This is a genomic window from Kallipyga gabonensis (genome assembly GCF_001286805.1).
In the GTDB taxonomy this organism is placed as follows: Bacteria; Bacillota; Clostridia; order Tissierellales; family Peptoniphilaceae; genus Kallipyga; species Kallipyga gabonensis.
In genome coordinates this window covers 70,479-90,306 of the sequence record NZ_CXYV01000001.1, presented here as the reverse complement: position 1 = coordinate 90,306, position 19,828 = coordinate 70,479, and the positions used below count along the sequence as shown (strand labels likewise).

15 protein-coding genes and 1 pseudogene are annotated in these 19,828 nt (G+C 49.1%); 10 read left to right on the top strand and 6 right to left on the bottom strand.

The features are described 5' to 3' along the window. Window positions 1–104: 104 nt before the first annotated feature. The 7 genes from BN2373_RS00400 to BN2373_RS00370 all read left to right on the top strand — a co-directional run bounded on the left by BN2373_RS00400 (window position 105) and on the right by BN2373_RS00370 (window position 9,397). Window positions 105–2,786 (top strand): NACHT domain-containing protein, encoded by a 2,682-nt coding sequence (locus tag BN2373_RS00400; protein ID WP_053942224.1) that lies wholly within the window; start codon window positions 105–107, stop codon window positions 2,784–2,786. Window positions 2,787–3,046: 260 nt separating this feature from the next. Then, window positions 3,047–3,763, top strand: a complete 717-nt coding sequence (locus tag BN2373_RS00395; RefSeq protein ID WP_053942223.1) for a vWA domain-containing protein — start codon at window positions 3,047–3,049, stop codon at window positions 3,761–3,763. Between the two features lie 39 nt (window positions 3,764–3,802). Next, window positions 3,803–4,720, top strand: coding sequence for a protein phosphatase 2C domain-containing protein (locus BN2373_RS00390; protein WP_053942222.1), 918 nt, complete (start codon window positions 3,803–3,805; stop codon window positions 4,718–4,720). Between the two features lie 28 nt (window positions 4,721–4,748). Continuing rightward, window positions 4,749–6,350 (top strand): hypothetical protein, encoded by a 1,602-nt coding sequence (locus BN2373_RS00385; RefSeq protein WP_053942221.1) that lies wholly within the window; start codon window positions 4,749–4,751, stop codon window positions 6,348–6,350. An 80-nt stretch (window positions 6,351–6,430) separates the two neighbouring features. Continuing rightward, window positions 6,431–7,423 (top strand): transglutaminase domain-containing protein, encoded by a 993-nt coding sequence (locus BN2373_RS00380; protein ID WP_053942220.1) that lies wholly within the window; start codon window positions 6,431–6,433, stop codon window positions 7,421–7,423. Between the two features lie 117 nt (window positions 7,424–7,540). Beyond that, window positions 7,541–8,272: a hypothetical protein gene (locus tag BN2373_RS00375; RefSeq protein WP_053942219.1), complete on the top strand. Its 732-nt coding sequence runs from the start codon at window positions 7,541–7,543 to the stop codon at window positions 8,270–8,272. A gap of 12 nt (window positions 8,273–8,284) precedes the next feature. Next, complete coding sequence (locus BN2373_RS00370) at window positions 8,285–9,397, top strand: alanyl-tRNA editing protein (RefSeq protein ID WP_053942218.1); 1,113 nt, start codon at window positions 8,285–8,287, stop codon at window positions 9,395–9,397. 85 nt (window positions 9,398–9,482) lie between these two features. Here BN2373_RS00370 and BN2373_RS00365 read toward each other — a convergent pair whose 3' ends face one another. From BN2373_RS00365 to BN2373_RS00340, 6 genes are all read right to left on the bottom strand, one after another. Next, a complete protein-coding gene (locus BN2373_RS00365; RefSeq protein WP_053942413.1) occupies window positions 9,483–9,917 on the bottom strand; it encodes a flavodoxin in 435 nt (144 codons plus the stop codon). 15 nt (window positions 9,918–9,932) lie between these two features. After that, entirely contained in the window at window positions 9,933–10,481 is a 549-nt protein-coding gene (locus BN2373_RS00360; protein WP_053942217.1) for a DUF3793 family protein, read from the bottom strand. 284 nt (window positions 10,482–10,765) lie between these two features. Beyond that, entirely contained in the window at window positions 10,766–12,751 is a 1,986-nt protein-coding gene (locus tag BN2373_RS00355) for a C69 family dipeptidase (RefSeq protein ID WP_053942216.1), read from the bottom strand. Between the two features lie 69 nt (window positions 12,752–12,820). After that, window positions 12,821–14,005: a M20 metallopeptidase family protein gene (locus BN2373_RS00350; protein WP_053942215.1), complete on the bottom strand. Its 1,185-nt coding sequence runs from the start codon at window positions 14,003–14,005 to the stop codon at window positions 12,821–12,823. A 27-nt stretch (window positions 14,006–14,032) separates the two neighbouring features. After that, window positions 14,033–15,247: a hypothetical protein gene (locus BN2373_RS00345; RefSeq protein ID WP_053942214.1), complete on the bottom strand. Its 1,215-nt coding sequence runs from the start codon at window positions 15,245–15,247 to the stop codon at window positions 14,033–14,035. 156 nt (window positions 15,248–15,403) lie between these two features. Then, complete coding sequence (locus BN2373_RS00340; protein WP_053942213.1) at window positions 15,404–16,066, bottom strand: YitT family protein; 663 nt, start codon at window positions 16,064–16,066, stop codon at window positions 15,404–15,406. A 521-nt stretch (window positions 16,067–16,587) separates the two neighbouring features. On the opposite strand from BN2373_RS00340, the pseudogene BN2373_RS00335 reads away from it, so the two are divergent. The 3 genes and pseudogenes from BN2373_RS00335 to BN2373_RS00325 all read left to right on the top strand — a co-directional run. Next, a pseudogene (locus BN2373_RS00335) lies at window positions 16,588–18,240 on the top strand (heavy metal translocating P-type ATPase); the annotation flags it as partial. Window positions 18,241–18,837: 597 nt separating this feature from the next. After that, the gene (locus BN2373_RS00330) at window positions 18,838–19,338 is read left to right on the top strand and encodes a nitroreductase family protein (protein WP_053942211.1); all 501 of its coding nucleotides are present in this window, start codon (window positions 18,838–18,840) and stop codon (window positions 19,336–19,338) included. Continuing rightward, window positions 19,338–19,817, top strand: coding sequence for a YcxB family protein (locus tag BN2373_RS00325; RefSeq protein ID WP_053942210.1), 480 nt, complete (start codon window positions 19,338–19,340; stop codon window positions 19,815–19,817). The genes BN2373_RS00330 and BN2373_RS00325 overlap by 1 nt, the downstream gene beginning before the upstream one ends. Window positions 19,818–19,828 lie beyond the last annotated feature (11 nt).

Here is a 19,828-nt window from a genome sequence, read left to right as displayed (position 1 = left end):
AACGCATAAAATGGAAGCAAAAGTAAAGGGAAAGGTAGGAAAGTTTTCCTTTCAAAAATTGCTGTCATAATTGATATGTTGTCGTTGAATAAAGGTGACTCCCCATGAAAATGACAAAGGAAGAATTCTTATATCGAAAGTCGCTGGAATATTCCCTCAGTCAAATAACGTTTGACCGAGCAAGTGGAATCACTTATCCTTTTGAGCGATTGTTTTATCCCCTGGAAATTGGTGAGGGAAGGAATGCTTTTCAGACTTATGCCGACCAAATAAAAAATGCTCATTGGCTGAAAGAACATTTTTCCGATTCCGATCTTGAAGGGAGAGAACGACAAAAGGATTTGGATAGGATGATAGAATCCTACTTTGAAAAGTATATAATATCCAATTCACCTCCCCATATTTTTCCAGAGAAAGGCGATTCTGACAAAAATCCAATGGATAGTCTATCAACAAATAGCTTGCTCTATGTGGAGAGTCGTTTTGATCCTGCCAGGCTGGTTATTTCTGATCCGGATTGTCCCAGTCGCATCATCTTGATTGCCAGTGCCGGTCATGGGAAAACCACCCTTCTTCGGCGAATTGCTCTTTATTATTCCCATCCCTGGAGTAAAGAGGCAGACCATATCAATTTGGGAAGAAAATATTCACTAACCGGTGACTTCATTCCTTGCCTGATCGAACTCAGGGGAATCACTGGTCCGGCCTTTTCCCTGGTTGAGGTGATAAACGATAGCATTCTGTCCGTCATGGGGAAAAACCGTTATCCCCATCAAAGCCGGCCCGGTATTAGCGAGGAGGAGGTAACATCCTGGCTCCACCAATCTTTGGATAGAATGCTCCTGCTGGTCGACGGATTGGATGAGTGTTCCGAAAAAATGCGGATGACCTTCCTCTCCGCCCTTGATGAACACCTCAAAAAACATCCCAATGCGCCGATTATCATGACATCGAGACCCGCCGGTCTTTCGCATCCGAAAATTCTAAGCCTTTTGGATAAGATGTCTTTTCGTGGACGGTCAATTATTCCTTTGACGGGTGAGGACGCAAAAAAATATTCCTATCACTGGATCGATTTGACCCAGCCCCCTGAATACCGGGATTCTCTCCAATCCACTATGGACAATATCCTGAATCAGGAAAAGTATGAATACTTAAGGGAATTCATGAGAACTCCGCTCGAACTCATTTTTATGCTCAACCAGGTCGCCAATGATTCTCTCTCCTTGAATCGCTATCAACTGTTTCGCGATAGCTTATGGGAATACTTCACCGGCCATGTCAAATCCCATGAAAAAAAACGTTCTGTTTATGAAGATACGATGACCGTTTTAAGCTTTATTGCCTATCAAATGCAGATACGGGATCTGATGGTGATTTCGCTGAGCACGTTCAAAGAAACTTGGGAGGATTTCCGTAGTTTGAGTTTCCATACAGACATCATCAAAAACGGAGACCTGGAGAATTTTCGTGATTTCCTTCATTCCCTTACAAATCATCTAGGTATTCTTGAGAAAGAAGAAAAGGATTCAGGGGTTTACTATACTTTCCCTATCCGGTCCTACCAGGAGTTTCTAACAGCCCACGCTTGCTGCCATCTCCGCTTGAATAAGGAAATGATCAAGCCGGACCCCTTGGGAATTCTCCTTCCCCATATTGATGACAGCAGTTGGACTAATATTATTAATTTTGCACTTTTGGATTTGGAAGAAAATCATCAGGCGGAATTTGATACCTTACTCTATCAGGTTTTTCATGAAGTAAAGAATGTGAACCGCTTGCGTCAAGTTATTGAGACGGATCTGTCCCTGACCAGGGATCACGCCCTGTATTTGACGAAGTCAGTTTTTTCCTCGCCGGTTATGGTAACAGACCAAAAGGACTTGCTGGTTGCCTGCATGAAGGCGCGGTCAGCCTATGCCTTTGTTCTTGCTCTTCGTACCAGCTTTGAGGCGGATCCTTCCGGAGATGGTTTCCTGGAAGCCATGGCCTTAGCTTCCGTTTTATGGGAATGTGACAGAGGAAGGTCTCCTACTGCAAAGGCCCTGTCTTGCCTCTTAAGCGACAACCCCGGTCAGGAAAGGCTTGGGGCAGTAATGATTTCCTGGCTGTCAAGAGCCTTAATGGATGAGCTTTCAGAAGCCTATAAGGATCGAATTAAAAACGATTTTTTAGTAACAGACGAGATGGTGACTGCTCTTGACCGACAAGCCCGAAAGGGGGAGATTTCCAGTATCACGGCCTTAACCGATATTTGGCTTTCCAAAGTGAAAGGGGGAGAAGCGGTGGAAGCCCTCCTGGATAATGAACTGGCAAATCAGGTCATTTCAAAACTGGAAAGTTATCCTTTCGTCATCAGAAGGCTCTGTCTCCTTGGTCGCAAGCGCTTTGACCGACCGGAATACCAACAAGTTCTCCAATGGATATTAACCCTGGGATCTATCCCTTATCGAAAGGCAACATTCGATTTGACTAACCATGGTCGGAAAGATCTTTTTCTATCTTCGCTGATCCAGGCCACCTATTACCGGTCAAAGCATGATCTCTGTTTCGATCATATTGCCCTTGCCACCGCTTGCTTGTATTATTGTTGGGATCTTGATGATTACATGCATGAATGGGTTTTTCATCTTTGTCATTTTCGACCGTCAGGGCATCTCCGTAAGGGGTCCCTGTCAACTCGAGAAATCAATCATTTTGGACTCATTCAACATCAATGGGAGGGCAAAGCAAGGGAATATCGAAGAGGATTAAAACGAGTTCAGAAGTCAGGACAAGATATGTAGAGAGAACAATGAAAGGACGATCAAAAGGAGGCGTTTCGCCTCTTTTTTTTATGTCATCAAAAGTCGGAAAAGAATACCTATTGACCTCCCTGATATTACTTAGGATTGGATCCGGATTTACCTATAACCCGGCCTTTACTTTTCGTAGAATGAAGACGTAGTAAAGATAAGGCAATCGCAAGAAAGAAGGCATGAAAAGTCCTTCATTTAAGAGTTATGCGATCTGCCATCACTTCATGAAATGGCTGAGGAGGTCAATGATGAACGACAAGTATAACTTCAACGATTACGAACTGCCCCCGGAAAATGTTAATGTTCAGCATATGCCGGTTGCCATTCTCTGCGATGTATCAGGATCCATGTCCGGCATGCCCATTCAGAACGTGAATTTGTCAGTCAACCGTTTTGCGGCTGATGTCTGTAAGGATCCCAAAGCCTCAAGACTGGTTGATGTTGCGGTCCTAAGCTTCAATGAAGAGGCTAAGGTTGAACAGGGCTTCCGTCCAATCACCCAACTGGATTCAGTAAATTTTACGGCAGGAGGCGGAACCAATATCACGGCCGGCCTTGATTTAGCGATTAAAAAAATACGAGAACGCTGCACTCTTTATTCCGAGAGTGGGATTGAGATCAAGATGCCCTACATCATTATGATCACCGATGGATACGGAGGTGATGTTTCTGAAATCGCCGAACTCGTTAAGCAAAGGATAGCGGACAAGAAGATGCAACTTTGGATCCTGGCCGTTAAGGGTTATGACAAGGAAACTCTTGCAATGCTGACGGAAGGGAAGCGGGTGTTCGAACTGGTGGATGAGGCCGGCTTCGATTTCTCTGAATTCTTTGATTTCATGGCGATCTCGATTAAGGCAGTCTCCACCTCCAGTCCGGATCAGAAGATTCATGTGGATAACCCTCTTGAAAAGGAGGACACTAACCTTAAAGTGCCGGATCTGGATGACTGGATCAACAATTGAAGTCAATGGGGAGGTTAAGGCCGGAAGAAGGGAGGTATCATGATCCGTTATTATTCAGCAAATATGCCGGGCCCCTACCATATCAAGGAGGGGATTCCCTGTCAGGATGCCTATTTTGTCCGAAGGGATAAAGAAGGGGTAGTCTATGCCGGTGTGGCGGATGGTCTGGGGTCAGAGTATCATTCAGATGACGGGGCTAGGATTGCGGTAAAAGAATCCTGTCTTTATTGTATGGAGCTTTATCAGGGTGGCATGGACTTTCCTGAAGTGAAGAAGATCATGAATAATGCCTTTGTCTATGCCTATAAAGCGGTTTTGGAAGAGGCGGTAGAAGCGGGCAATCCCTCCAATGAATATGATACCACCCTTTCCCTGGTCATCTATGATCAGGGAAAGGTCTTTTATGGTCAATCCGGAGATAGCGGAATTGTCGCCTTGATGTCCAGTGGAGAATATCTTGCTCTCACCAGTCAACAGAGGGATGAAGATGGCCATGTTTTTCCCTTATGCTCCGGACCGGATCGGTGGGTTTTTGGGGAAGTTCTGGATCCGGTATCATCCATTATGGTCATGACAGATGGCGTTTGGGAGGAGATCAATCCTCCCCTTCTCCGTCACCAGGAGGTGACAATTAATGTTGCTCTGACCATGCGTTTTATGGACCGGACAGAAAGAACCCTTAAGGAGGTGAAGGCTCTGGAAAAGGCAGCACGCTGTTATCTTAAGCAATATCCCCAACGTCTGCTCGATGACGATAAGACGATTGTGGTTATCTTTGATCCTTCCCATCCGGCAAAGAGGCTGGGGGAGGAGTATTATAAAATGCCCGATTGGACATCTCTTCAAGAGTCGATTAGAGCCAAACTTTATGCAGATCCTGTCTTGGATGAGAGCGGAAGTCAGGGAAATTCTGCCCTGGTTCCCCAATCCTATTGGGATTATTATCGCCCCGAATAACCGGGAACTTTAGATAGGCGGTAGGAAAATGAACCAGTATTACGATCACGCGGGAAATAGAATCCATCTGGCCGAAGAAGAGCTGAGACATGGTGCAGAGGGCATACTCTTTGAAATAAGCGGTCATCCGAATAAGCTGGTGAAGCTATACCGCCGGGAAGTTGATGCGGAAAGACGGCGGGAAAAGATCCTGGAAATGGTCAAGATTGGAGAAAGCCCCTCTTTTAAGGCCGCCCATCTCGAATCTGATTTAGCATGGCCCTTATCCCCGATCTATAACCAAAGCCATCATTTTATTGGCTTTGGGATGAACAAGATTATTTCTTCCAGGGAATTGGATGACCTTTATGTTTATCCGGCTGAAGACAAGTTCCATGTCACGATAAAGGATCGGATTGATTGTCTGATCAGCCTGTCGGATGTGGTGGACCGGATCCATCAGGCCGGCCTGGTTTTTGGTGATGGCAACCCGGAAAACCTAAAAATCCGGGACGATAATACCGTTTGTTTTGTGGATGTCGATTCCTTTCACTTCATGAGCGGTGGAAAGACCTTCAAGTGTGAAGTATGTGCTCCCGGTTACGTTGCTCCGGAGCTCATCAGAAAATGTAAAGGAAGAACCTACGCAGAATGTCCCGGCGATACGTTTACAGAGGAAACAGATAATTTTTCACTAGCCCTCCACTGTTTCCGAATGCTGATGAATGGCTGCCACCCCTTTAGCAGCCAGTTGAAAACCACTAGAAAAGACCCTGATCCGCCCAAAAAGAGCCTTGACCAACGAGTTGAATACGGAGAAAGTCCCTTTTTTAGGGATCTGCTCAATTTTTCCACTCCCAGCTATACACCGGATATCGAAGCCCTCCCACCTTACATTCAGGATTTATTCAGGCGGGCTTTTATAGGCGGTGTCCACCAGCCAAAGGTCAGACCTGATCCGGCAGAGTGGAAAGATGCTCTAATACGATTCCGGAAGGAGCTAACCCCTTGTCGGAAGAATTCCAGCCATTTTTATTGGAAAAAATACAAATCCTGTCCTTATTGTGAGGCTGACCACCGCCATCACAGTACAATGAAGGGGAGGATTTTTGCCGGCGAAAAGAAAACCAAAGAAAAGAAGGAATCCTCAAGGTCCATCGTAAGGCCTGTCCATGTCAATCCGGCACCTTCTTTTGCAGCTAGTCCGGCAGTTATAACCGGTCCGGCACTTTCCGCTCATTCCGTAGCTGCCAGTCCCTCACAGCCCAGTCTGTTTTCCAGGATCTCCTTTTTTTGGCCCTTTACTTTACTTTTTTCTTTAACGATCCTCTATGTCTTAGGGAGTAAAATTCTACCCCGACTCTATTATTCGGCCACGGGGAATGACCTGGTTACTATGATCGGCACAGCAGGAAGCTGCATTTCCGGCTTCATCGGGACTATCCACTTTAACCGGAAATGGGCTCCCGGTTGTCATACCCACTGCCATCGCTGGTACGAATACCTCCTCTCTCCACTTACCTGCCTTCTCTTCGCCTTTGCCTTCGGGTTAATCATGGCCCTGGCCTTTATCCTGGTGGGGATTTTTATCCGTATTCTGGGCATTATCTTTCTCATTTTCGTTCTTATCGCATTCATAGCAGGTGATTAACACCAGAAAAAACTGATGCTTCAATGTTTAATGGAAGAGGAATATTTTTTTTATTTCATCCGTTCTAAGGGGGTTGTTCTATGGATTTATCCACCTACTTACCTTCCTGCCAGGATCAGTACTATTACAGGACCTTATCTTTGGAAGATCGGGCAATCTATGACCATATGCTAAGCGGATTTCTTGCCTATTCCAAGAAGATTGTCTGCCGTGGGGCCGGTCCATCCCAAGTACAGGCGATCTATGGTTATCTAAAGATGGATTATCCTGAGCTCTTTTTTATCAAGGCTATTTCCCTGGTCTATTCGTCTTTTCCCATTTGCCTCTGTCAGATCACTCCGGTTTATCGATTTCCATTTTCCCGCACTGGGGATACACTTGAGCTGATGGCCGAGAAGTGCCAAGACCTGGTTGATCCATTGAAATCGCTTGATGATTTTCAAAAGGAAAAAGCCATCCATGACTTCCTTATCCGAATTGTCAAATATGGGAATAGCCAAGCGGATTACAGCCACGAAGCCCCCGGAGCCATCCTCTATGGGATTGGGGTCTGTGAAGGGATAGCCAAGGCCTTCAAGTATTTGGCAGACCGGTCGGGACTTGACTCTTTGCTGGTTTTCGGAAAGTCAAAGGAGGAAAATGATGAAAACCATGCCTGGAACCTGGTCGGGCTTGATGGGGCTTATTACCAACTTGATGTGACTTTTGACAGGACAGTTTCCGAAACCTGCATACGATATGACTATTTTAATTTGTCCGACCGAGATATGGCGGCTAGTCATTTTTGGAATGAATCCTTACCGGACTGTCCGATCACATTTGGTGTCTATGAAAAATCAGGACTCTTCTTCCGTCATGGGGGGGACTTAACCGATTACATCAGGAAAAATTCAAGGCGGGAGAACAGGATAGTATTCAAATTGCCTCAAGTTTTATCTCAGGATAGGAACCTGGTCTCATCCCTTCATCAGCTTCTGGAAAAGAACCTTCAATGGTGGGGAAGACAGGGACTTCGATACACATTATCTTATAATTTGGATCAGATGGTATTTCAGATAGATCGAGAGGTATGAGAGATTGGGTCAGGAATGTTGTTTTTTTGACCAAGATAGGGTGTAATAGAGACAAGGGATTAATGAGACTGAAAAAGTAGCTGGTGATGAAGAAATTGCCCGAAAGGAGCAGGCATCATGGGACACGTTTTCGATCAAGTGATTGCTGAATTGATCGAATTGGCATTGGATTCGAGTCTGGAGAAAGAAGAAGCGGAAGTTGTCGATGAATACCTGTCCGGACTAATCGCTCTGAATGAGGAATTTGGGGACGATCTATCTGATGAAGAAATCGTAAAGCATCTCCTGGATTACGGAGTGGACTTTTTACTGGAAGACGGCGAAGATGACGGTGAGGAAGATGACGAGGATAGGATAAGTCTAGAGGACTTTGCCGATACCATTGAACATTTTTTGGAAAATATGGGTTTCATCTATACAAAAGGAGAGCTTTCAGAAGATCTTCTGGTATATCGGATGGGGTTGAAAGAGAAAGACAAACGCCTCAAGATTCGAATCTATTGCCAAATCAATCCCGCCAACTGTCAGATTAAAGCAACTCTTCCTTATACATGCGATCCCCTTTATCAGTATCCTCTTTGTGTCCTTTTAGGCCAAAAGAACAAGGACATCCACTATGGTTCTTTTACATATGATGAAGTAGACGGAAAAGTTGCCTATGTCTATCGTTTTTCTACGCAATGTGGCCTTATGCCGGAAGAACTGTTTGATTATTTCGATACGGCGGTGACATCAGCATTTTTCAGCTATGATGACATTCGAAGATACTGCAGGGGTCAATTCAATCAGGATGAAAAGAAAGAAATTTTGGACAAGGCCCGTTGCTTAATCGAGGACATGGTCGAATAGGGAGGAGAGGGAATGGAGAAAATTTATGATGATTTTTGGCAACTGACCTTGGATACCAAAATCAGCGAAGAAAAAGATGGTGCCTACGCCTTTGAACGAACGGTTTTTTGGGGAGAAAAGGGAGGCATGCCTTCCGATAAGGGAATGATCAACGGATTGCCTGTAACAGAAGTCTACTGGGAAGATGATCGGCTTTGGCACAGGGTAGAGGGAATCCTGACGGATCCCATCCATATGGAAGTGGATCCGGACACCCGATTGACGAATACTTCCGCTCAAAGTTGCCTCCACCTCTTTGATGGCTATTTTGAAAAGAGGGGTCATGTCATTATTGCCATTGGGGCCAGGGAAGGAAACCAGTGGTTTGAGGTGGACCAGAAGGAAGTGACGGACAAGGACCTGGACGACCTCCAGGCCTATATCAATGAGGCCATCCTCCGGGATATTCCTTTAGAGCTAACGTATATTCCCGGGAAGGACTATCCGGACCCCGCCTACCAGGCTTATGATGAAGTCCGGATGGTGAAATATGGGGACCTGGATGAACAACCCTGCTCTACGCCCCATGTCCATTCCACGGGGGAGATCGGGGCTTGCGTGATCTTCAGCGCAGAAAAAACCTCTCGGGGCTCCCGGGTTCATCTAGCGATGGGCCCGACGGTGGGCCGCCTTCTGGCAAAAAAAGAGGCTTTACTCAGGAAGTTGGAAGGGACCCTGCAAGCAAATGAGGCCCAACTCCAGGAACGGGTGGAAGCCCTGGTGGCCGGCAAACTTCAGTTAAAAGAAGAAAAGAAGGCCCTGGAGGAAAGACTGGTTGAGCTGGAGGCTGACCGCTTAGCGGGTCAGGAGGACCTGGTGGCCTGCTTGCCCGGCTACGATGGAGGAGGTCTTCGTCAGTTGGGGCAAAAACTGGTTTTTGAAAAGAAGTTATCCAAGGTCCTCCTTTCTGAAGACCAGGGAAAGTGGAATCTGGTCTTTGCCTCCGCTGAGGGCAAGGCTCGAGACTGGTTGGACCAGGTCCGAGAGCCCCTGGGGATTAAGGGAGGGGGGTCCCCCCAGCTGGTCAATGGCCAGACCCAGGAGAGTCAAGAGACCATCCTGGCCGTCCTTCAGGATCTAAAGTAAAGATGAAAATCCCGGCTGAGGAGTTTTCCTCAGCCGGGATTTTTGGGAAGATAGGTCCAGCAGGGACCTTATTTTACTGGGCTTTTTATGCGCCCAGGGCTTCGCCCAGGGCCTTGCCCAGGTCTTGGCAGGCCTTTTCTGCTTCCTCATCGGGGTGGTCGTAGGCGATGGTCGTGTCAACCACATTGAGCTTGGCATTGGCGCAGCGTTCCTTCCAAAGGATCATCCACTCTCCGTCCGCCCAGGAATAAGAGCCAAAGAGAACGATGGGCTTCTGCTCCAGTTTGTCTTCACAGGCCGTGAAGAGGGGTTCAAATTCATCTTCTTCCAACTCCTCATCGCCCATGGCAGGACAACCGAAGGCGATCCCGTCGAAGGAATCCACCATATCAGCGGTAAAGGCGGATGAGGGGAAGAGAGTGGCCTCGGCGCCGCCTTCCTCAAGACCGGCCAGGACTGCCTCCGCCATGGCCTCCGTGTTCCCGGTCATCGAGTAGTAGACAATTGCAACTTTTTTCATGATCTTTCCTTTCATTTAGCCGAGTGCGGATAGGTCCGCCAGGGCTTCTCCTTGGTGGAAGCGGGCACAGAGCTCCTTCCGGCAATGGTTGTAAAGACAGAAGGTTTCCTTTGCTGCTTCCTCATTGTCATAGACCTTCCAATAGCCAATAAGTTTGGCATTTTTGCCTTGGTGGGTGATGTAGCCCACCACATCGTTAATAGGATAGCCGAGAAAGAGACCCACCTCATGGGGGAAGAGGGCAGGGTTCTTAAAATGGTCTGCCAGCTGGTTCAGGGCACCGGGGATAGTGAAATCTTGGTAGCCGTAGCCAGATAGGAATTGACGGCTTTGTTTCGTATGTAAGAGTTCTTCCAAGGTGCTCCGCCGGTAGATATAGAGGAGGCAGGAGGAAGCATTCTCCCGGAGTATTTTTAGGTCAATCCCGACCCCACAAAGCCTTCGCCTGCATTCGTCCAGATCCTCCTGACAGCAAATGGTCTTGGTCAGGTTGATGAGGTTGGCTACCTTGCAACCGGCTAGAGTAGGTGCTGCGTAATAGACGACCTTCTCTTCGATGGGCATGGATGATGAAAACCTCCCTTCTAAGCCAATGGTTAGTTATGGCTAACTAAACGTGAGGAAGATGTTAGCGTTGACTAACTAAATTGATTATAGCGAAGTGACCGGCAGACTGTCAACAATTTTCTTTTCCTTTTTGAGCCGCCGAGGTATTTTTTTCCAAGAAAAACACAAGCTCCTCAGGAAGAGAAGCTTGTGTTGGTGGTCCTGAAAAGGAAGATTAGATGTTGGTTAACCCGTTATCGGAAACGATGACCTGTTCATACGCAGGGTCATGTCTAACTCCTTTATTTCTTTTTCTTGGACTTGGTGTAAGCAGCATAGCCGCCAATGACAGCACCGAGGACAACGAGTCCGATTATCCAGGTCGGAACGCCGGATGAAGAAGAGCTTGCTGCTTGGGCAGCAGAAGAGGCTTTTTCTGCGGGAGCTTCGCTGGTTTCAGCAGGAGCCTGATCTCCGGCTGCCGCGTAGGTGAAGGCCGTCTGGTCAGTGGAGAAGGTGTAGTTCTCGCCATCTTCTTTGAGTTCAACCGCCTTATCGCCGGCCTTAATTTCCGGTTTTTCAGCAAAAGCGGACTTGGGCAGGGAGAAAAGGACTTCGTTAGCCAGCTTCTCAACGGGGTTGCCGTAGTTATCAACGATCTCGATCTTGCCGGACTTTTCATCCTCCGGGCTGACGGAGAGGTTGAGGTAGGTATCAGCGGTTCCCTTGGGAACAGTGATGGACATGTTGGTGAAGTCAGCGGTCTTTCTCCGGCCATAGAATACGGAAGTGTAGTCCTGGTCCTTGAGGAATTCATCATACTTGACCTGGACCTTGCCGTGGAGATCATTCAGAAGGTCGAAAGCCTGCTGGGCATCCTTCTTATTCTCTTCTGTACGGTCGCCTGTTGCGGCAATATCGGTCTTGGCGATCAATTCATTTTCCAACTTATCCACTTCAGGACGGATAATGTCCATCATGTCCTTGCGGTTAGTTTCCACCATATAGAGGATGTCCATGACTGTCCAATAGTGGGACTTTCCGGGTTCAGGATCATTGGTCGGATTCTGAACCTCAGGAATAGCTTCAGTTTGGTTGGGGTAGTAGGGAACAAAGGGTTGGACCAGGGGAGAGCCCAGGGTTAACCACATGATTCCGGGTTCTTCCTTGGAAGCATTGGCAGGGATCTGGAAGATATGGGATTCCATGGTGTTCCGGTTTCCAATGGGATAGAGGCCGTCCCGACCACGGTCATTCGCTTCTTCCTGAGTGATATTCTCCAGACGGTTCCGAGTGAAGTTCATGGCATCTTTAACGGTAATCTTCCGCTGAGGCCCGTCTTGGAGGAAGTTATAGGTCTTGCTGTCCATGGTGACCTTTGCATCCGGATTAATGGCCAGGATACCGGAGCAGGCTCTGGACTTGTTGGAATCGGACAGGGTTTCTTCGGAGTAAGAAGCAAAGAGGTCGATCGTCCCCTTTTCTTCATCGCCGACTAAGGTCCCGGCTTTCTTCGCCGTTTCAAAAAGACCCTTGGAATAGATGTAGTTATCATCCTTGCTGGTGATGTAGTTGTCGCTTTCTTCGCCCTTTTCCAGGGTGACTTCATTGATCCAGAAGGAGTTGGGGAAGACAGAGAACTTATCCTTGGGATACTTCATGGCAAGGAATTGGTGGCCGGAATAGACTTCCATGTACCAGACCTCATCCTTATCCGCCAGAACAAAGGCATTCCCTTCTGCAGTACCCTTGGTGGCCACTTCATCAGCCACCAACTGGATCCCTTCGCGAGCAGTAGATGCGGTGGAAAGGACAACCGTCGTAATGACAGCCTCGCTAATGCCGACAGGCTTATTCTCATCGCTTCCATCCAGATAAGGATCGACTTCCTGGACTTTTTCGTGGCAGGATGCGGAGACAGTCATATCGGCAATCAGCCCCTGGTCATTGAATCCCGCTTCATCGAAGATCCCGTATTCCGGTGTGGTATCCGAAACGGATGTATAGCGGAAAGAATCGTGGGGCATGGTGAACTCATAGCCCTTATCTTCATCATAAGAAACGTCTTTAATGGTTTCGCCTTTTTTGTGCTTACCTGCTTCATGGATCATGTAGACCTTGTTATGGTTGGTTTCCAGATCCTCAGTTCGAGTGATGATGGTGGATCCGTCTTCAGTGAGATCGGAGCCAACCAAAAGACCTGTGCAGGCTTTCGCAGTTGTTACAGTCCCAAGGACCAGAGCAAGAGTTAGAGCAAGTACAAGTAAAACCTTTGCAAATTTTTCCATAAAAAACACCTCCTGGACATAGTATAGAGGGTAATCCAGGAGGAAGCAAAAAAATTATTATGAAACGAATTATTTCTTATTCTCCGAGACGTAATCAAGGGCATATTGAGCATAGACCCCGGCGCCCCCGACTAAGGCATCCTCATCCATATCAAAGTGGTCGGAGTGGTGGGAGTAAGAGGCTCCCTTATCCGGGTTCCCAACCCCGATAAAGGCGAAGCAGCCGGGCTTTTCTTTGAGATACCAGGAGAAGTCCTCTCCGCCCGTTACCTTCTTCATTTTGACCAGGGCATCCGGTCCCAGGACCTTGCGGACAGCCCCTTCTGCGATTTCTGATGAAGCAGGGTCATTGGCTAGAGGGCCCATGACCTTATTATATTCCAGCTCGTAGCTGGCCCCATAGGCCTCGCAGACCCCCTTGATGATCCGGTCCATATCGACATCAATTCGGTCTGCAATTTCCTGAGTGAAGTAGCGACAAGTGCCGGTAAGCCGTGCTTCACCGGCAATGATGTTAAACCGGGTTCCCGCCTCGAAGGTGCCCACGCTGACGACGACGGAGTCCAGGGGGGAGTAGGTCCGGGAGACCATGGCTTGGAGGGCCTGGACCACGGCAGAGCCGACAAGGACAGCATCCACCGAGGATTGGGGCTCAGACCCGTGGGCCGATTTTCCGTGGATCTTGATCTCGAACATATCCCCGGCAGCCATCCGCTCGCCCGCTTCCACAGAGACGGTACCAACCGGGAGGTGGACCCAGACGTGGGCCCCGAAGATATTGTCCACTTCCTCCAGCCAATGGCCCTGGCGCATCATGTACTTGGAACCCAGACCCAGTTCCTCCGCCGGCTGAAAGATGAGGTAAATTTTTCCGTCAAATTTATCCCGACATTCGTTCAGAAGCCTGGCTGCTCCTAAAAGGATGGCGGTGTGTCCATCATGGCCGCAGGCATGCATCCGGCCCTCAACCCTGGATTTATAGGGGACGTCATTTTTCTCAAAGACGGTTAGGGCATCAATGTCAGACCGAAGGGCAAGGACCTTCCCCGGCCGACCCGAGTCAATGAGGGCAACCAGGCCTACCTTGGGATCTTCCTGAGAGAACTCATAGGGGATCCCCATCTTGTCCAATTCTTTGGCGATGGTTTTGGTGGTTTCAAATTCCTCAAAGGAAAGTTCGGGATTTTGGTGGAAGTGGCGACGCATGGCCACGACATAATCCTTAATTTCCGGTAAGCGGTCTTTAATTGTCATAGAAAGTCCTTTCAAGCAGTTAGTTTTCTATATTCCCGGGGTTAAGAGGTTGGACAGGAATCCGGCGAGAATGACAGAACCGATGGAAACGGTGACAAAACCGGCTACCAACATCTTGGGAAGGATCTGTCCAAGAATGACCTTTTTTTCCTCATCATTTGCGGCCAGGGCTGAGGCCACTTCATTGGAGACAACAAAGGTTCCCGGGAAGCCGAATAGGGCGGTGATCCCGATGGCAAAGGACATCCAGGGGGAAATATGAAGAAGCTTACCCATAATGCCGGAAAGAATGATGATGCCGATGGCACCAAGAATCAGGCAGAGAACCAGAGGGCCGGCCAGGGACAGGATGTCCTGGGGTTGTGCATTGGCCAGGCCCATAAAAATAAGAACGGTCAAGGTAGCCATCCCGAGACCGAAGGAGTTCCCTTTGACCAGGGGCTGGCGTTCCAGGATGTTAAAATGGGCGGCTAAGATACCAAAAATTAGTCCCAGGACATTGGCGTCCAGGTGGAGGAGGACATCCAACCACCCGATCCCCGTGACAATGGATTTAGAAGCGGTGGAAAGAAAAACCGCCAGGGCGGCGATGGCTGCCGTTTTTGCCAGATAGTAATTGGCCGTGCGAAAGCGGTCAGGAAGCTTAAAAACGGAAGGCTTTTCGACTATCTCCGCATCTTCAATTTCTTCAAAGACCTGGCCATGACGGTACCCTTCTACCAGCTTTTTTCCTTCCTGACGGAGGAAGAAGGAGGCCAGGGGATAGCCGATAAAGCCCTGGATGACCACCAAGAGAGAGGCCATCAGTTGAAGATCAGGGCGGTTGATGGCTTCAGCTGCTTTTGACATCTGGAGACCGGCAATTACCCCACCGGAGATGGGAGGCGCAGCGACCAGAACCGTTTCTTCGCCGACCAGGGGTTTTCCGACAAGGAAGAGGAGGACGACGACACCGACGATGCCGGCGGCCCCGATCAATACCGTCTTCCACTGCTGGATCAGCTGGTTGACGTTCAGCATGGATCCCATATGAACCAGGAGCATGGTCATCATAGTGGGACCGAAGACGGCCATGGTGGAGTCGACAAACAGAGTGTTGGGGATCAGACCCGTCCAGAAAGAAAGCAAAAAGAGGACAGAGCAGGTAAAGAGCGACGGAACCAGTGACTTGGTCAGGCTGGCAACAAGATCACCAATGAAGTAGACAATTAAAATAAAGAGCATGGCGTATAAAGGTAACATAAAATCTTCCCTCCTTTGAGAAATAATACGCCTATTTTACCATTTATTGCCGGGAAAATCTCAATATTTATTCGAAATTAATAAAAAAAATCAACAATTAAATGTTTGTCTTAGCAAGAAAGCACTCATAATGGAAAAGACTGGGGTGGGGATTGCTTATTTCGCGCCCGAGCTTGCTGGTTCAGGATAGCGAAGATGGGAAGGCTTAGGGACCCAAGTTTCCACCAGGGAAATGAGATTGGAAGAAACAAGTGTGGATAGTATGGACCAGAAAAAATTCGGCCAGGGCAGGTAAATAAAAACGGAGATGAGGAGGACGACCAAGTCCGACAAAAAGTAGGCCTGGGCAATGGAAAGATGGGTGTATTTTTTCATGATCAGGGCATAGGAGTCATCTCCACCGGCAGCTGATCCCCGGGTGATGACCAAACCGCATCCTAAACCGATCCCTATTCCACCGAAAAGAGAGGCGAGGGCGGGATGTCCTTCCAGTGAGGGGAGGACAGGTCCCATTTCCAAAAAGAGGGCATAGAAGACGGCCGTAGTGAAGGAAGCCAGGATAGACCGACTCAGGAAGCCTTTTTTTAAGAGGAAAAAACCCAAAATGTAGAGAGAAGAGTCAATGATAAAGGATACAATAGCCGGACTAAGGCCGAAGACAGATTTGGCCAAGATGGCAAGGCCAATGACACCCCCTTCGGTGATTTTAGAGGGGATGTGGATGTTGACCAGGGTGAAGGACATGATGATGGCCCCTAAGGTCATGAGAAAAAGATCAAAGTTGTCAAGACGTAAGTTTTTTTTGAAACGGACGAGCATAAATACCTCTACTATTGGTTTTTCGAAAATAGAATTTCGCATTCAAAGGAAAATCACGAATATCATCTTATCATAGATCAGGAAACTATGCGAGGAGGGCAGGCCGACCGGCTATTTTTTGAGAAAATTAACTTTTCCTCTTGAAAATCGTAAGGAGAATGATTATGATATTCATATGAACATTTGAGCAAATGATAAAACAATACTTCGGTTTTGTAGATTGGAGAGTTCATATGGATAAAGAAAAATTAAGGAAGGATCCGGGAGCTTGCGGATCCTGTCAAATTGAAGAAGACTATGGTCATAATCATGACCATGGAGACGAAGAGGAAATGGACCCAAAGAAGCTGGTCATCGGGACCCTGGTCTTTGTTTGTGCCCTGGTCGCCAACCGAATGGAGGCTAAGACTCCGGCCCTGGTCCTCTTCCTGGTTTCCTACATCATACTGGCGGCCCCCATCCTCAAGATGGCCCTGGAGTCCATCCTCCATGGACAGATTTTTTCGGAACACTTCCTCATGGCCCTGGCCTCCATCGGAGCCTTTGCCATTGGACAATATCCTGAAGCCGTAGCGGTCATGCTCTTTTATACGGTGGGGGAGGTCCTCCAGGATAAGGCGGTGGACTCCTCCAGACGGTCGATTAAGGAAGCCCTGGATCTCCGGGCGGATGTGGCCCACCGGAAGACCGACGGTGGGGTGGAGGACATGGACCCCAAGGACCTGGTTCCCGGGGACATCATCCTGGTCAAATCGGGGGAAAGGGTCCCGGTTGACGGGCGGATCCTCGAAGGGTCCACTTATATGGATACGGCAGCCCTGACGGGGGAACCCACCCCCATCCACTTGGAAGAGGGCGATGACCTTCTCTCCGGCTATATCAACAAGGAGGGGGTAGTCACGGTGGAAACTCTCCGTCCCTTCGAGGACTCAGCCTTGGCTCGAGTCCTGAATATGGTGGAGGATGCTTCAGCCAGGAAGGCACCCACAGAGCGGTTCATCAGCAAATTCGCCCGTTACTATACCCCTGTCGTGGTCCTGAGTGCCCTCGCCCTGGCCCTTCTTCTTCCCCTCCTCTTTCCGGCCTTCTCCTTCCGGGATTCCATCTACCGGGCCCTGATCTTCCTGGTCATCTCTTGCCCCTGTGCCCTGGTTCTCTCGGTTCCCCTGGGCTATTTTGCCGGCCTGGGAGGAGCAGCCCGCGAGGGGATCCTGATCAAAGGGGGAAACTTCCTAGAGACCCTTTACCAGGTCAAGACCATGGTCTTCGACAAGACGGGGACCCTGACCCAAGGGAGCTTTAAGGCGCGTGAGGTTTGCCCGGTCGAAGGGGTTACGGAAAAGGACCTCCTTGGACTGGCCTCCCGGGTCGAAGTAGCCTCCAACCACCCCATTGCCCAATCCATCCTCCAAGCCTTTGAGGCCATGGGGGGCCATCGACCGGAAACCCATCCGGAGACGGTCCGGGAGCTAACCGGTCGAGGGATGGTGGCTATGGTTGATGGCCGGGAGGTCCTGGCCGGCAACGCTAAACTTATGGAGGAAAAGGAAATTCCCTACCAACCTGTTGAAGAGGTGGGAAGCCTGGTTTACCTGGCTCAGGAAGGAAGGTACCTGGGCTACATTCTCATTTCCGACCAAGTGAAGGACGGATCCGGCCAAGCCATTCAAGGCATCAAGCAGGCTGGAATAGAGAAGACCATCCTTCTGACCGGGGATGGAGAAAAAGTTGGCCAGGCCATCGGGAAAGACCTGGGAATCGACCGGGTATACGGCGACCTCCTTCCGGAAGAAAAGGTCCGCCATTTCGAAGACCTCCAGAAGGCCAACCCGCAGAGCAAGGTCGCCTTTGTCGGCGACGGAATCAACGATGCCCCGGTCCTGGCTCGTGCCGATGTGGGCATTGCCATGGGGGGATTGGGTTCGGATGCTGCCATTGAAGCCGCCGATGTCGTCATCATGACCGACCAGCCTATGAAGCTGGTCACCCTTCTTCAGCTGGCCCAGAAGACCCGGCGGATCGTCATGGAAAACATCATCCTCTCCCTCGGTGTCAAGGCCCTCTTCCTGGTCCTGGCCGTCTTCGGCCTGACCACCATGTGGGGAGCCGTCTTCGCCGATGTAGGCGTAGCCCTCTTGGCTGTCTTAAACGCTGTTCGGGCCTACCGGCTCTAGGCTGACTTAATAAATAAGGGGTTGTGGCAAAAGTTTTTGCGTCTGCCACAGCTCCTTTTTATTTTGCCTTGCATGCCTCTGTCCGGTCTAGGGTGGCTTACCGTCCGGAAGCGTCCCGACCCTGATAATATTCAAAAGCTCATCATTATCAGGGTCAGCAACCCTGATAATTTGCCAAATAATAAGAATGACAGGGTAAAAAATCACCCTGTTAATCTTCTAGATTGTTTGAATAGCAGGGTATGAAACCCTGATTATTGCAGGAATCGAAAGAATGACAGGGTAAAAAGCTATCCTGTTATTGAAAAGAAAGATGAGATTGTCAGGGTTGGGAATCCTGTTCATTCGTTAGAAGAAAAGTTTGTCAGGGTCAGGGACCCTGACAGTTTGTTTAATCGCAAAATGATCAGGGCAACCTAACTTGCTAGCTCGCCCTGGCTGTAGCCCATTATTGCCATGAGCCAGGGCAGCTTCGCCTCGCCAAGCTCATTTTTTTCGCTCTCCTTCATGAAAGGTCCATCTTCCCTGTTATAATAAGTACTGGAAATGAAGAAGGGGGTGGTCATCTCCGTCTTTTGTAGATAGAAAGGATAAGATATGTTTCAGGATTTGATAGAAAAACGCCGGTCCATCCGAAAGTTTACCGACCAGTCTGTTTCAAGGGAGTTGGTAGAGGATATTTGTAAGGCTGTTTTTTATGCCCCCACCGGTCGGAATGAGGACGATATTCGTTTGATCGCGGTGGAGGATCCGGATAAGATCCGGGGATTATCCACCTTCAAGCCCACCGGAGCAGCCCCTTTGAAGGAGGCCAAGCTCGCTCTATGCGTTCTCTCAGACAGGGAATTGGCCCCCAAGACCCACCGCCAAGATGCCTGCATTGCCACGACCTACGCCCTCTTGAAGGTGGCCGATTTAGGCCTGGGTGCCTGCTGGATCAATGTCAATTCGGCCGAGGGGGGCCAGGAGAGGGTCCATGAGATCCTGGACCTGGATGACCGGTGGAATGTGGAATCCGTCATCGCCATCGGCCATCCCGGGGAGGATAAGGGGCCCAAGGAGCCAAGGGATTATCGGGAAAGAACTCGGTGGATCTGATGGAAGCCCACTTTATCAACCGCTTCACCCTGACCCCCTCGGATAAGAGGGAGTATGTCATGAGGGTCCTGGCTAAGCCGGTTATCACCTGGGGGCCTGTGGTAGGCCTGGTAGGGATCGCCTGCTATTTCCTCATGGAAGGCCCGGTCCGCTTTGTCATGGGGACGGCCGGCCTGATCGCCCTCATCACCAGCTTCCTCACCCCTTTACTGACCTTAAAAGAATTTTCTGCCAGCATGGACCTGGATCCCTCGGAGACCACCATTTTCTTCGGGGAGAAGATCCGGGTGGAAAGCCGGGCCTCCCACATTGACTTGGACTACCAACAGTTCAAAGGAATCAAGGAGACCCCCTCCCTCTACTGCCTCCAGCTTAGATCCAAGGGCAGCCTTTTGGTGAAGAAAAATCACTTTATCCAAGGGCGGGAGGAGGACTTCCCGGCCTTTATTGAAGAAAAAATACAGAAAAAAGAAGATTGAGGAGGCCCATC

Excerpts from the sequence above, each read along its gene's own strand:
- BN2373_RS00400 (WP_053942224.1), top strand. The coding sequence starts at position 105 with ATGAAAATGACAAAGGAAGAATTCTTATATCGAAAGTCGCTGGAATAT.
- BN2373_RS00395 (WP_053942223.1), top strand. The coding sequence starts at position 3,047 with ATGAACGACAAGTATAACTTCAACGATTACGAACTGCCCCCGGAAAAT.
- BN2373_RS00390 (WP_053942222.1), top strand. The coding sequence starts at position 3,803 with ATGATCCGTTATTATTCAGCAAATATGCCGGGCCCCTACCATATCAAG.
- BN2373_RS00385 (WP_053942221.1), top strand. The coding sequence starts at position 4,749 with ATGAACCAGTATTACGATCACGCGGGAAATAGAATCCATCTGGCCGAA.
- BN2373_RS00380 (WP_053942220.1), top strand. The coding sequence starts at position 6,431 with ATGGATTTATCCACCTACTTACCTTCCTGCCAGGATCAGTACTATTAC.
- BN2373_RS00375 (WP_053942219.1), top strand. The coding sequence starts at position 7,541 with ATGGGACACGTTTTCGATCAAGTGATTGCTGAATTGATCGAATTGGCA.
- BN2373_RS00370 (WP_053942218.1), top strand. The coding sequence starts at position 8,285 with ATGGAGAAAATTTATGATGATTTTTGGCAACTGACCTTGGATACCAAA.
- BN2373_RS00365 (WP_053942413.1), bottom strand. The coding sequence starts at position 9,917 with ATGAAAAAAGTTGCAATTGTCTACTACTCGATGACCGGGAACACGGAG.
- BN2373_RS00360 (WP_053942217.1), bottom strand. The coding sequence starts at position 10,481 with ATGCCCATCGAAGAGAAGGTCGTCTATTACGCAGCACCTACTCTAGCC.
- BN2373_RS00355 (WP_053942216.1), bottom strand. The coding sequence starts at position 12,751 with ATGGAAAAATTTGCAAAGGTTTTACTTGTACTTGCTCTAACTCTTGCT.
- BN2373_RS00350 (WP_053942215.1), bottom strand. The coding sequence starts at position 14,005 with ATGACAATTAAAGACCGCTTACCGGAAATTAAGGATTATGTCGTGGCC.
- BN2373_RS00345 (WP_053942214.1), bottom strand. The coding sequence starts at position 15,247 with ATGTTACCTTTATACGCCATGCTCTTTATTTTAATTGTCTACTTCATT.
- BN2373_RS00340 (WP_053942213.1), bottom strand. The coding sequence starts at position 16,066 with ATGCTCGTCCGTTTCAAAAAAAACTTACGTCTTGACAACTTTGATCTT.
- BN2373_RS00330 (WP_053942211.1), top strand. The coding sequence starts at position 18,838 with ATGTTTCAGGATTTGATAGAAAAACGCCGGTCCATCCGAAAGTTTACC.
- BN2373_RS00325 (WP_053942210.1), top strand. The coding sequence starts at position 19,338 with ATGGAAGCCCACTTTATCAACCGCTTCACCCTGACCCCCTCGGATAAG.